12 protein-coding genes are annotated in these 13,166 nt (G+C 55.6%); 3 read left to right on the forward strand and 9 right to left on the reverse strand.

Features of this window, described 5'->3' with window-relative positions:
* The 5 genes from ACP7A2_RS06260 to ACP7A2_RS06280 form a co-directional block, all read right to left on the reverse strand.
* Complete coding sequence (locus ACP7A2_RS06260; protein ID WP_426133523.1) at positions 1 to 588, reverse strand: SLATT domain-containing protein; 588 nt, start codon at positions 586 to 588, stop codon at positions 1 to 3.
* A 139-nt stretch (positions 589 to 727) separates the two neighbouring features.
* Positions 728 to 2,098, reverse strand: a complete 1,371-nt coding sequence (locus tag ACP7A2_RS06265) for a reverse transcriptase domain-containing protein (RefSeq protein WP_426133524.1) — start codon at positions 2,096 to 2,098, stop codon at positions 728 to 730.
* Between the two features lie 114 nt (positions 2,099 to 2,212).
* Entirely contained in the window at positions 2,213 to 3,070 is an 858-nt protein-coding gene (locus ACP7A2_RS06270; RefSeq protein ID WP_426133525.1) for an EamA family transporter, read from the reverse strand.
* Between the two features lie 162 nt (positions 3,071 to 3,232).
* Positions 3,233 to 3,589 (reverse strand): DUF1493 family protein, encoded by a 357-nt coding sequence (locus ACP7A2_RS06275; RefSeq protein ID WP_375070563.1) that lies wholly within the window; start codon positions 3,587 to 3,589, stop codon positions 3,233 to 3,235.
* A gap of 552 nt (positions 3,590 to 4,141) precedes the next feature.
* Positions 4,142 to 4,465, reverse strand: a complete 324-nt coding sequence (locus ACP7A2_RS06280) for a hypothetical protein (RefSeq protein WP_426133526.1) — start codon at positions 4,463 to 4,465, stop codon at positions 4,142 to 4,144.
* Between the two features lie 401 nt (positions 4,466 to 4,866).
* Here ACP7A2_RS06280 and ACP7A2_RS06285 point away from each other — a divergent pair, with 401 nt between their 5' ends.
* Positions 4,867 to 6,804, forward strand: a complete 1,938-nt coding sequence (locus tag ACP7A2_RS06285; RefSeq protein ID WP_426133527.1) for a RecQ family ATP-dependent DNA helicase — start codon at positions 4,867 to 4,869, stop codon at positions 6,802 to 6,804.
* 23 nt (positions 6,805 to 6,827) lie between these two features.
* Entirely contained in the window at positions 6,828 to 7,259 is a 432-nt protein-coding gene (locus tag ACP7A2_RS06290) for an acyl-CoA thioesterase (RefSeq protein WP_426133528.1), read from the forward strand.
* 147 nt (positions 7,260 to 7,406) lie between these two features.
* Here the strand turns inward: ACP7A2_RS06290 and ACP7A2_RS06295 are convergent, their stop codons facing one another.
* The 4 genes from ACP7A2_RS06295 to ACP7A2_RS06310 form a co-directional block, all read right to left on the reverse strand.
* A complete protein-coding gene (locus ACP7A2_RS06295) occupies positions 7,407 to 7,886 on the reverse strand; it encodes a YMGG-like glycine zipper-containing protein (protein ID WP_348054903.1) in 480 nt (159 codons plus the stop codon).
* A 474-nt stretch (positions 7,887 to 8,360) separates the two neighbouring features.
* On the reverse strand, positions 8,361 to 10,709 hold the full coding sequence (locus ACP7A2_RS06300; protein ID WP_348054902.1) for an FdhF/YdeP family oxidoreductase: 2,349 nt from the start codon (positions 10,707 to 10,709) through the stop codon (positions 8,361 to 8,363).
* A complete protein-coding gene (gene fdhD, locus ACP7A2_RS06305) occupies positions 10,706 to 11,545 on the reverse strand; it encodes a formate dehydrogenase accessory sulfurtransferase FdhD (RefSeq protein ID WP_426133529.1) in 840 nt (279 codons plus the stop codon). The genes ACP7A2_RS06300 and fdhD overlap by 4 nt, the downstream gene beginning before the upstream one ends.
* Before the next feature lie 97 nt (positions 11,546 to 11,642).
* Complete coding sequence (locus ACP7A2_RS06310) at positions 11,643 to 12,530, reverse strand: LysR family transcriptional regulator (protein WP_348054900.1); 888 nt, start codon at positions 12,528 to 12,530, stop codon at positions 11,643 to 11,645.
* 130 nt (positions 12,531 to 12,660) lie between these two features.
* Here ACP7A2_RS06310 and lysM point away from each other — a divergent pair, with 130 nt between their 5' ends.
* Positions 12,661 to 13,101: a peptidoglycan-binding protein LysM gene (gene lysM / locus ACP7A2_RS06315; RefSeq protein WP_426133530.1), complete on the forward strand. Its 441-nt coding sequence runs from the start codon at positions 12,661 to 12,663 to the stop codon at positions 13,099 to 13,101.
* The last annotated feature ends 65 nt before the right edge of the window (positions 13,102 to 13,166 follow it).

Raw genomic sequence — 13,166 nt, forward strand, 5'->3', positions numbered from 1 at the left:
TTAAAGAGACTTTGATTGTTCAATTGCGTACAAAATGGAAAATACAATTGGAGGAGTCGCAATCATGAGAATACAAATTGTTTGAAAGCGATAGTATGCAAACTCGATCTTAATTGCTGTTAAGAACGAAACTCTGAAATCTTTATGTTCTGTTCTGAATAAGTCATAATCAATAAGTTCATGATTTTCGGGGGATCGTTCGATTATGCGAGCATATTCGTCTATTAGCTCTTCAGCTTTGTTTGAAGTGCCTAATTGAATTTGTAATGAGACTTTATCGTACAGCGCTGTGAGGTCTCTTGCGCAAACATGGTGCCTCTCTGCTTTTTGCTCCGCATTTAACGAGCCTTCATGTAAGCTAAAAACAAGAATTAACAGAGAGCCTATAATTGATGAGAGATTTAAAATAGTGCTGGTATGAGTCTCTGTTAAAGAGAAAATGCCAATCGCCAATATATATATGGAGAATGCCGATACTAGATATCCTCCCCATACTTTTCTTGCTTGCAGCCTCCTGCTTGAATTGAATCTTGCTCCTTTGGTTTTCCAAATTTTTGTTCTGAGTTCATCTAGTGATGAAGTAGTCAAAGAGGTGCCCCCTTAAAGTTAACTGATTAATTTCCCCGGGCGAGCCCGAAGCCTTACAGGCCCACTGTTACGCAAGCATAGTAACCAATACCCAAGATTTCTCTTGAATCTATGGCTCAGTAATACGCCATAAAGGGGGCTAGTACATGGTGCCAATATCTCTCTCAAGTTGCAACAGCTGATTTGATTTTAGTCTTTCGAATAATGCGTCTATATGTTCTGGTGCGTAGGCCGTAGATGCGTTCGGATCTAAGTATCCGAAACGTCTCAGCGCGCTAATTTTTTCCTGCGTCGTTTTGTAAATGTCATAGTTGTGAATGTAGCCGCCTTCAGGATTATGCTTTGCCTCATGATAGGCCCTTGAAAGGCGCTTCACACGAGAAATTTCAGAAGGGGTCAAGTGTGCCTTTTTTAATTCTCTTTTCACGATTGAGTCTAAATCATATAAGATTTTTAGATCCGTGATTTCAATGAAATAAAAGATCCAACCAAATCTTTTTTTCTCACTAATAGCGCCAGTTATTCTCTCATTTAGGTGTTCAATTAATATGTTTTTACGAGTCTCTATCGTTAGCCAAGTTGTACCGATTGATTTGTCTTGGCCTTTTTTGTAACGAGTAATAGGGGCAATTAGCGAGGCAGTAAATTTATCTCGTGAGGAGTCTCTGACCGATAATTTGTTGTTACCAAGAAAATTGTATCCCAAATACTCAAGACCTTGACTAATTTGCCCCTCTTCGGTTTTTTCGTTGGTTTCCAATTTTATTTTATTTAATAGAGTTTTAATTTTATTTGTGGTTTTTGATGTCTCGTTTTTAGAGATTATTAATATGTCATCTACGTATCTTCTATAATTTATCGAACCAAAAGTCTTATCAATTTTATGTAAGTATATGTCAGAAAGGATGTTGGAAATGGGAAGGCCTTGAGGAACACCTAAAGAATTTTCCTTCGGGTAAAATTTTCTTTTAGTATTTGCGCTAACTGTAATGTTTTTGATGGCATTAGATATAAGCCACAGCGTTTTTTTATCTACGGTTCTGCCTAGAATTTTTAATAAAATGTCATGATCTATGTGGTCGTAAAAGCTTTTTATGTCAATTTTGCAAAAAAATAAATCTTCGTTGCTGATTTTAAGGCTTTCTTTAATCTCCCTGATTATTTCATTTGGAAGTTTTTTGTTCACGGCGTCGGGAAAATAAGATTGAAGGCATTTATTGGCTGAAGATAATAAGGTCTTATCACGAATCGTTGGTTTTGATATGACTCGGGGGATCTTATTTTTCCCTTTGCTTTTAACTTCTTCAAGATATGGAGAAAATTTGAATTTGTAGGTTTTTACTTTTTTGCTGCAGGTCGCGGTTTCGGATTGAATCGAGGACTCAAATGCGGATGCACTAGTGCCATCAATTCCGATGCTGGGTTTAGACTTGATCTTATCAATAAAAATATTTCGGAGTGCTTCCGGACTGAAGTACTCCTGAAAGGCTTTTCTTTTTTCCTGAGCCATGGCTGTCCCTTGCTGGCGTCATTTTGGGCTGGATGGTATTTTGCCACTACTCGGAATTCTTCGTATATGCTTTATTTTTCGTGTAGCGCTGCTTCTTGCCTTCAAATCATTTTTCTACAAGTTCAAGATAATCGCTCCGATCAGTACCAGCACTACGCCTAGCATCTGAACAGCTGACAACCGCTCCTTGAAAAACACAAAGCCTAGAATTGCCGCAATCCCGCCCGACAACGTACTGATCACCGTCACCACCGACACAGACCCCGCCATCGCCCCCCACGAAAATGCCGAGAAGCCGCCCAGGTTCATCACGCTCGCGCCGGTCAACGTTGCGCAATTTTTCAGCGGCGGTATTTTCAAACCGTCCCTTATCTTCAGCACCATCACCACCAACCCGCAAAGGCCCACCAGATAACCCAGCCACAGCATGGTGATCGGCCCTAACGCCGGCAATGTGTAGCGGCCTTGCAGCCAGAAACTGGTGCCGTACAGCAACGCGGCGAGCATGGCGTAGGCAATGGACAGGCGCGGGTTGTTGTGGGGAACGCCGTTGTCCTTGTGGAGGCTGGAGAGGGTTACGCCGATGACGCACACGCCGATACAGCCGAGTTGAAGCAAGCTGATGTGTTCACCGCTGGCCCACGACAGCAAGGTGGTTACCGCGCCGTAGGACGTCACCAGCGGCGCGACGATGGCAGCTTTGCCCAACGCGAAGGCCTTGGACAGCGCGAGGGCGCCGGAAACGGTGAGCAGGGCGGCGGCGATGCCCAGGAGCCACACGCTCAACGGGGCATTGAGGGATTTGAGCAGGAAGGTCGGGAAGATGACCAGCAGCAAGGTCATGATCAAAAAGCCGAGGGCTTGGCCGAAATACACCGCGCGTTTCACGCCGACGGCGCGGGCGTTGAGGCCCACGAGAAAGTCCGTGCCACCCCAGAGCAGGGCGGCCAGCAGGCCCATTGTTACGTCCATGTAAGGTCCTTGATGTTTTGTGGGCAGGTCACCAGGTTAACGCGAATTCAATGTGGGAGCCGGGCTTGCCCGCGATGCAGGCGCCTCGGTGAATCAGTCCTGGCAGGGTGATGCTATCGCAGGCAAGCCAGCTCCCACATTTGTATCTCAGTGTTCTTGGGGTCAGCTGAGGTTTTCCAATGTCTGCGTATCCCAACTGTGGGTTTTGATCGCCAGATACAGCATGCCAATCGTCAACGGCACTTTATCGCCACGGCCCCTGGCGCGCCGCTTCAGGAATACATCGAACACCGGCGGCTTGAAGTAACGGTAAGCATCGTAATCGCCCAGGTCGATCACAAACTCCTGCTCCAGCGCATCCATGAACTGCTTGGCCTCGGCACCGTCGCAGCCCAGGTTGAAGTTGAGCGAAGTGTCGAGTCGAATGGTTTTGTGTTTCGGCAGGCCGATTTCTTCGTGCAGCAATTGCAGAAGCTGCTGCATCACGGGGTCATCAGGGAAATCAGGGGCCAGGTTCATGGTCGGGGCACGCAGGAGTGGGTGAGGGTTGCGTTGTCGGCGGTATTGGTTGCGGGTGATCAAGAGTGCCAAGCCTATCAAGAATACGAAGACAGGCAAGAAAGGCATTTTGAGGAGTACTGCCACGTTGGGCAGCAGCCAATTCATCGTGAGCCCTGCCGCGAGACAGGCAATTGCGATGCGCTGTCTGACCAGGGGAGCTTTGATTTGATAATGCAGCATCAAATACATCAGGAGAAAAACGGCGGGTTGAAGGTACAGGGCCATATGACTAAGTCTCGTCCGTGTAGACATGCATTGAGAGAACACTAGTTTCAGTCAGGCGAAGGTTAAATATGTAGGGGGTAGAGCAGGTGTTTTAAGCAGTTTGGGAAGGGTATGACGCTGCTTTGGACGGTTTCCTACAGGGGCTTCTCGCAATTTAAGGTCGACGGGAATTTGTTGAAGAAAACCGGACAAATGTGGGAGCGGGCTTGCCCGCGATGGCAGTCGTTCATGTAAAGAAATACAGCCTGAAAGGACGCCATCGCAGGCAAGCCAGCTCCCACAGTTTTAGCTATGTGGCTGGTTTGGATGTATCGGGTTATCGACTGCCGGTTGCAGCTGCACGTGCTGCGCAGCTTCCAGCAAATCGCAGCCATCCTGCGCGAGCAAGTACAGGGCATTGATGATGTGGGAGATGTCTTTGAGGTCGGCGTGTTCGTAGGTCAGGCAGGTGAAGGTTTCCAGTAGGTCGGTGGCGGCGCGGATGCGCTGGTGTGCGGCGCACTGGATGTCTTCTGCTGTGGCTTCGGTGTCGATGACGAGCGGGTGGGTGTCGGTAAAGTTGGTGCGCAGTTGGCGATAGCGATTGCCAGGAACATTAAGCTTTGTCATTGCGGGTATTCCGATACAGATTCAAAGAAATACGCCAAGCGAATTGGCACGTTTATCTCTGCTGTTTTTCGAGTGGCCAAACCCGGTCGCTGAGTTGGCAGCGACGGGGCAAACCTTAGAAGTGAGCGTAATTCGGAGCAATAGACAGATCGTTTACCGAGTGGCCGGTTCTATCAAGCGGTCGCTCTATCGACTGACACTCCGCCATCGCAGGCAAGCCAGCTCCCACAGTTTTATTGTATTCATCTCACGAAATCGTCGGAACAATCCCACATCGGCCCAAGGCCATCTCCCAGGCTGTGTATCATCCTGTCTCTTATTTCCTTGCGACCTTTCTCGATTCGCTGAGTGTTCCGGGCTATGTTTTTGAGCCAACTCAGCGGTCAATGGAGTGACAGCTCATGCACGACACGCTCCAGCAGGTCTTTGGTTATCCACAGTTTCGATTGGGCCAGGAAGACGTGGTCAGCGCAGTGCTGGCCGGTCGTTCGGCGGCTGCTATTTTTCCCACCGGGTCGGGCAAGTCCCTGTGTTACCAGCTGTCGGCGGTGTTGCTGCCGCACCTGACGCTGGTGGTGTCGCCGTTGTTGGCGTTGATGCAGGACCAGCTCGGTTTTTTGAAACGCCACGGCATTTCGGCGGGCAGTATTGATTCGGCGCAGAGCCGCGAAGACGCCAATGACGTGATGGCGCGCGCTCGTTCGGGCGAGCTGAAAATCCTGATGATTTCCGTTGAGCGTTTGAAGAACGAGCGCTTTCGTAACTTCCTGCAAAGCGTGCGCATCTCGCTGCTGGTAGTGGACGAGGCGCACTGTATTTCCGAGTGGGGCCATAACTTCCGTCCGGACTATTTGAAGCTGCCGGACTACCAGCGTCAGTTCGATATCCCACAAGCGCTGCTGCTGACGGCTACGGCGACGCCAGCGGTGATTGCCGACATGCAGGCCAAGTTCGCCATTGCGCCCGATGATGTGGTCACCACGGGCTTCTACCGCGCCAATCTCAATTTGTTGGTGGAGCCGGTGGCCGGTGCGGATAAGCGTCGGCGTCTGGTCGAGTGGATGAAAGAACGGGCGAATCAGCCGAGCATCGTCTACGTCACGCTGCAAAAAACGGCTGAGCAGATTGCCGAGCACCTGAACCGTAACGGCATCCAGGCCGAGGCGTATCACGCCGGGTTGCCACACGATAAGCGTGAGGGTATTCAGCAGCGCTTTATGGGCGGGCGTTCCAATTGCATCGTCGCCACCATCGCGTTTGGCATGGGCATCGACAAGAGTGACATCCGTAATGTGGTGCACTTTGACCTGCCCAAATCCATCGAGAACTACAGCCAGGAAATCGGCCGCGCCGGGCGTGATGGGCAGCCGTCCGACTGCCTGGTATTGGCCAACCGCGACAGCTTGAATGTGCTGGAAAACTTTGTGTACGGCGACACGCCCGAGCAAGAGGGCATTCGCCGTGTGCTGGTGGAGTTGCAAGCGGCGCAGGGCGAGGGGCAATGGGAGTTCTTGTTGAGGTCGCTGTCGGACCACAGCAACATCCGCGAACTACCGCTCAAAACGTTGCTGGTGCAATTGGAACTCAAAGGCGTGATCGCGCCGCGCTACGCGTTTTATGCCGAATACCGCTTTAAATACCTGATTGAGCCTGATGTATTGCTGGCGCGGTTTTCCGGCGAGCGCCAGCAGTTTGTTGCGGCGATTATCCAGGTCTGCACGCGCGCCAGAACCTGGGCGACGGTGGATTTCGACGCGCTGTATCAGCAGCACAATGCAGAACGCAGCCGAGTGGTGAAGGCGCTGGATTACTTCCAGGAACAAGGCCTGATCGAGCTGGAAAGCAAGCAGATGACAGAGGTCTACAGCCTGCTGGATACCGACTTTGACCCAAAGGTGTTGAGCGCCGAGTTATACACAGGCTTCAAAAGGCACGAGGTGACGGAGGTGGCGCGGATTCACGCCATGCTCGACCTTTTCGCCACCGAGCGTTGCCTGGGGCAGCGTTTGGCCCAGTACTTCGGCGATGAAAATGCCCCCGAGCGGTGCGGGCATTGCTCGGTGTGTCACGGCCACATCGCGCATCTGCCGCCGCCGCCGAGTTTGCCGCCGCTTGTGGATAAAAACTTCATGGGGTTGTGCGGTGATTTTATCCACAGCCATCATGAGCTCACCGGCGATTTGCCCGGCGCCGAGCGGCTGGCGTGTTTCCTTGGAGGCATCAGTGTGCCGCTGTTTACCAAGCTGAAGGCGCGGAGCATTGCCGGTTTTTCAGCGCTGGAAGACTACCCGTACGCCGAGGTACGCGAGTGGGTCGAGGCCCATTTGAATGATCTCTAAACTCACTTTCACGAGACCTGCCCATGCCTGACTCAATGCCCTTGCGCGCCGATTACCGCCACTTCCAGCCGATCATCACGCGCTGGCACGACAACGATGTGTATGGCCATGTGAACAACGTGACGTACTACAGCTTTTTCGACACGGCAGTGAATACCTACCTGATTGAAGAAGGTGGGTTGGATATTCATGACGGTGAAGTGGTGGGGTTTGTGGTGAGTTCAGCGTGTGATTACTTTGCGTCGATCGCTTTTCCGGATCGTATAGAAATCGGCCTGCGGGTTGGCAAGTTGGGTAACAGCTCGGTGCAGTATGAGTTGGCGGTGTTCAAGGCGGGCGAGGAAGACGCCTGCGCGGCGGGGAGGTTTGTGCATGTGTTTGTGGATCGGGCGTCGAACCAGCCGGTGACGATTCCTGAAAGGCTGCGCGAAGCGTTGCAGCGGTTGGTGGTCTGACAAAGACCGCTGGACCCATAGAAATCAAATGTGGGAGCTGGCTTGCCTGCGATAGCAGTGGGTCAGGTTTAACAATGTTGCCTGACACTCCGCTATCGCAGGCAAGCCAGCTCCCACAGGGATTTGCGGCTGGCTTAGACCTGCAGCTTACCGGTGACGGTAGTGATGCTTGTTCTTGCGGTGCCCATAAGCATGCCCGCGCCCACGATGGTCGTCACGGTCATAACGGCGGTTGTCTCGCCCGCGATAGCGACGGTCGTCGTCATCGCTCTTGTTGCCCATGTAGTTGCCCAGTGCGCCACCCGCGCCACCGCCGGCGGCTGCGCCGATCAGGCTGCCGGTAGTGCCGCCCATGCTGCGGCCCACTACGTTGCCACCTGCCGCGCCCAATGCGCCGCCGATAGCCGCTTCGCCACGGCTGCGTTTGTCGGCGCCGACTGCGCTACCGCCCGCGCCGCCCAAGGCTGCGCCGATGGCCGAACCGGTGTTGCCGCCGATCTGCTGGCCCACAACCGAACCAAGTACCCCGCCCAATGCGCCGCCCACACCGGCTTCGGTGGTGCCACCGGCCATGGCTGCGCCACTGACCAGGCCAAGGGACAACAAGAGAATCGAGGAGAACTTCATAGAGAGACCTCAAGAGGATGACGGCGCGATCCTGAGGTTGTATCGAGACGCTGACAATCGAAATCCGACCGGTGGCAGCAGTTGTATACAATTTGCTAAGTTGCTGTTTTGTATGGGGAACTTAAGTTGTTTTTGCGAGTCTTTAACCACTTCGGGAAGGCCGCTTTTATGCAAAAGCGGCCTTTTTTTGTGCCTGCTTTTCTGTGGAGAGCGGGGTTCTTGTGGCTGGCGGGCCTGGCGTGGCAAGCGTGCTTGTTGTGGCGAGCGGGCTTGCCCCGCGTTGGGGCGCGAAGCGGCCCTTGGTCCGGGCACTGCATACTGACTGAAAGAATGGGGTGACTTTATTGGGGCGGCTTCGCCACCCAACGCGGGGCAAGCCCGCTCGCCACAACAAGCCCACTCGCCACAACAGGTACGCTCAGCATGCCAAGCCCGCTTGCCACAAAAGGCCCAGCTCGCCACGAGCATTTTCGCTTAGGCGGAGCGCGCCATGATCAGCCCATTGTCACTTGCCGCTTCCAGGCGAATCGCCACGAACTTCGACGTCGGCGTATGGCTGCCATCCCCGGTGCTTTCCAGTGGTACCAATGGGTTCACTTCCGGGTAGTAAGCTGCGGCCTGGCCCGCCGGAATATCGAACGCCAGCAGGGTAAAGCCCTTCACGCGGCGTTCGCGGCCGTCTTCCCACAACGACACGATGTCGGCCTTTTGCCCCGGCTTGAAGCCCAGGCGGATGATGTCGGCTTCGTTGACGAACAGTACGTCACGCTGGCCTTTCACGCCGCGATAGCGATCGTCGAGGCCATAAATGGTGGTGTTGTACTGATCGTGGGAGCGCATCGACTGCATGATCAGGTCCGGCACACGGCCCGTGGCGTGGGTGCGTTCGTGGATCAAGTCTTTGGGCAGGATGTTTGGGCGGAAGTTGGCGCGGCCTGACGGGGTGTTCCAGCGGCGTGCACCGGCCGAGTTGCCCAGGTAGAAACCGCCTGGGTGTTTGATCTTCTCGTTGAAGTCCTTGAAGCCCGGAATGGTGTCGGCGATCAGGTCGCGGATGCGCCCGTAGTCGGCCACCAGCCAGTTCCAGTCCACTGGCTTGCTGCCCAGGGTGGCGGCGGCAATGCCAGCCAGAATCGCCGGTTCGGACTTCATCAGTTTGGACAGCGGCTGCAGTTGGCCGTTGGAGCCGTGGACCATGCTGAACGAGTCTTCCACCGTCACCGCTTGCGGGCCGTCGGCCTGGATGTCGATGTCGGTGCGGCCCAGGCACGGCAGGATCAACGCGTCTTTACCGTGCATCAGGTGGCTGCGGTTGAGCTTGGTGCTGATCTGCACGGTCAGGTCGCAGTTGCGCAGGGCTTCGAAGGTGCGCGGGCTGTCTGGCGTGGCTTGGGCGAAGTTGCCGCCCAGGCCGATAAACACTTTGGAGCGGCCTTCGAGCATGGCGTGAATCGCTTCGACCACGTTGTGGCCGTTTTCGCGCGGTACCTGGAACTGAAAGCGACGCTCCAGAGAGTCGAGGAACGCAACCGGTGGGCGTTCGTTGATGCCCATGGTGCGGTCGCCCTGCACGTTACTGTGGCCACGCACCGGGCACAGGCCGGCGCCGGGCCGGCCGATGTTGCCGCGCAGCAGCATCAGGTTGGCGATTTCCTGAATGGTCGGCACCGAGTGGCGGTGCTGGGTGATGCCCATCGCCCAGCACATGATCACGTTCTTGCTTTTGGCGTACATGCGCGCCGCTTGCTCTATCTCAACCAGGGTCAGGCCGGACTGCGCGACGATTTCATCCCATGAGGTGTCATCGATCTTGCCCAGGTAATCCAGCACGTTGGCCGTGTGTTCGTTGAGGAAGTCGTGGTCGAACACGGCTTCTGTGCCTTCGGCCTGGGCCTGGCGTTCCCACAACAGCAGGAACTTGGCCATGCCGCGCAGGATGGCCATGTCGCCACCCAGCGCCGGGCGGAAGTAGGCAGTGTTGGTTGGCTTGTCGCCGTTGGTGAGCATTTCCAGCGGGTGTTGCGGGTGCTGGAAGCGTTCCAGGCCACGCTCTTTCAGCGGGTTGATGCACACCACTTGAGCACCGCGTTTCACCGCTTCGCGCAGCGGTTCAAGCATGCGCGGGTGGTTGGTGCCGGGGTTTTGGCCCCACACGAAAATTGCGTCTGCATGTTCGAAGTCATCGAAGGTCACAGTGCCTTTGCCGACGCCCACGCTTTGCGCCAGGGCCACGCCGCTGGCTTCGTGGCACATGTTCGAACAGTCGGGGAAGTTGTTGGTACCGTAGGCGCGCACGAACAGCTGGTACAAATAGGCCGCTTCGTTGCTGGCGCGGCCCGAGGTGTAGAACTCGGCCATGTCCGGGCTTGGCAATGCGTTGAGGTGTTTGCCGACCAGGTCGAACGCCGCTTCCCAGCTGACGGGTTTGTAGCGGTCAGTCTCGGCGTCGTAGCGCATCGGCTCGGTCAGGCGGCCTTGGTATTCCAGCCAATAGTCGCTCTGCTCCAGCAACGCGGTGACGCTGTGTTTGGCGAAAAAGGCGGCGTCCACGCGGCGCTTGGTGGCTTCCCAGTTCACCGCCTTGGCGCCGTTTTCGCAGAACTTGACCATGCCGCTTTCCGGCGAATCACCCCAGGCGCAACCCGGGCAGTCGAAACCGCCGTTCTGGTTGGTCTTGAGCATCATGCGCAGGTTCTTCAGCGCGTTGTCGCTGGTCAGCCATGCTTGCGCCACGCTGATCAGCGCGCCCCAGCCGCCAGCCGGGCCTTTGTAAGGCTTATAGCGCGGGGTTGGGGTTTGGTCGGCTTGGTGGTGCTGGCTCATGGCTGGTTCTCCATCGCAGGGCTGTAGACCCGCGGCGCACTTTTCTGCGGCAGGTGGATGAGATTGAGGTTATGCCGGCGGGCCCATTGCAGGGCGAGGCCGGTGGGCGACGACAGGCTGACCAGGGTCTGGATGCCTGCGCGCAAAACTTTTTGAATCAATTCGAGGCTGCAGCGGCTGGTAACAATCGCCAGCCCGCCGTCGGTCGGAATCTTTTGGCGGATCAGCGCGCCGATCAATTTATCCAGGGCGTTGTGCCGGCCGATGTCTTCGCGGCCCATCAGCAATTCGCCCTGACCGTTCATAAACACCGCCGCATGCACGGCGCCGCTGTACTGGCCCAGAGGCTGAAACGCGCTGATACGTTGACGCAGGCCTTCCAGCCATTCGGCGGGCGGCAAGGGCGCGCCGGGCAGCACTTGAAGGTCTGGCAATGCTTGTTCTACGGCTTCTACGCCGCACAAACCGCAACCGCTGGTGCCTGCAAGTTGGCGGCGTTGCTGCTTGAGGTTCCAGAACGCGCGGCTGGAGATCTGCACCTGAGCGTATCTGGTAGAGCCAGAACCGCTGAGTTTGAGGTCATAAATATCGCTAACGTCGGCGATAATGCCGCTGCCGATGCTGAAACCGACGATAAAGTCTTCAAGGTCCGTCGGCGTCACCAGCATCACCGCCTGGCTGATGTCGTTGTAGGCAATCGCCAACGCCACTTCTTCCGCCAACGCAGTGCTGGCGACTTCGGTGTGTTCGAGGTTGCAAAACTGGTAGGTCTGGCTGGCGGCGGGCGCTGCCATTTCAGAGGCGGGCGCCGCGCAGGCTGGGCGCTTGGCGTTCATGGGGCAATACCACCGACGGATTGATCAATGCTTAGACTAGGCGCGACAAAGGGTCGCGTCTAATTGCCAGTACTGATCCCTCGATAGAGGGCGTCGATCAAGTCGCCTGCTGCGATTTTTGAAACAGTGCGAAACACGCCTCGGCCAACGCTGAGCGCGGTGCGCTGCGGCGCATGATCAGCCCCAGGCGCGCCAGCGTATGGGCGTCTTCGATGGGCTGCAGGCGCAAATGCTCGGTCAGGGCGTCGAGGCCGCCGTCCAGCGGCATCACCGCGCAGCACAGGCCGCCATGCACCGCTTGTAACAATTGATGGACCGCATCGGTTTGCAGCAGCGGTTGCGGGTTTAGGCCCCGGCTGTGGAAGTTGTGGTCGATGGATTGGCGAAAGTGCATGCCGCCGGTGAGCATGCCCAGCGGCAGTTCGATCAGCGCCTCCCAACTCAGCGGCGTGTCACCGAAGCTGAAAAACCGCTGGTCGTAGAGCAGGCCCATGCGGGTTTCGCCCAGCGCCAGCGAGTCGAAGCGCTCGTTGTCCAAGCGCTCAAGGTAAGAAACGCCCAGGTCCAGGCGGTTGCTGGCCAGTTGTTCGAGGATTTGCTCGGAGCTGAGTGCCGACAGCTCAAAGCGCAGGCTTGGGTGCTCTTTATGCAGCTGCTGCATCAACGCCAGGGGATCGAAGCTCGACAACGGCACCACGCCCAAGCGCAAGGTACCCACCAAGTTGCCGCGACACGCGGCTGCTTCGGCCAGCAAGCCGTCATAGGCCGCCAGCACGGTGCGGGCCCACGCCAAAACGCGTTCGCCCGGTGCGGTAAACCCCTCAAAACGTTGGCCGCGATTGACCAGTGGAAGATCAAGCTCTTCTTCCAGGTTGCGCAGGCGCATCGACAGCGTCGGTTGGGTGATGTGGCAACGCGTCGCCGCCTGGCCGAAGTGACGGGTTTCGTCGAGGGCGATGAGGAATTTCAGCTGCTTGATGTCCATCTTCGCTCCAGGCTTATTCCAATGACGCAGGATTCTAGCGCGTTTGCGTCTTTGGTCGGGTCGGAACCCGGTTGTGTGGGACTGGTCTAGTCTCTGGTGTCTGGAAATTAAATCCCAAGGAGAGCGAACCATGAGTCTTTTTAGTTTTGTGAAGGAAGCTGGCGAAAAGCTGATCGATCTGTTGACGCCGGGCAATGCGAATGCCAGCGAGGATTTGAAAAAACACATCGAAACCGTAGGGCTGGGTAACCCGAACGTTAAAGCCACCGTGGACGGTGACAAGGTGACGATCACCGGTGAAGTGGCCAGCCAGGAAGAGAAGGAAAAAATCATTCTGGCTGCGGGCAATATTGCCGGTGTTGCCAGCGTGGATGACCAGATTACCGTGTCCGGCCCAGTGGTCGTGGCCTCGCGGTTTGTCGTGGTGAAAAAAGGCGACACCCTGAGTGCGATTTCCCTGGCGGTATATGGCAACGCCAACCAGTACAACAAGATCTTTGAGGCCAACAAGCCGCTGCTCAAGGATGTGAATAAAATTTACCCAGGGCAGACGCTGCGTATTCCTGAGTAATACACCTTAAAGCATGTGTGAGTTGGCTTGTGTGGGAGCTGGCTTGCCTGCGATAGCATCACCTC

Origin of the sequence: Pseudomonas sp. PWP3-1b2 (assembly GCF_049896045.1) — a bacterium.
GTDB lineage: Bacteria > Pseudomonadota > Gammaproteobacteria > Pseudomonadales > Pseudomonadaceae > Aquipseudomonas > Aquipseudomonas antarctica_B.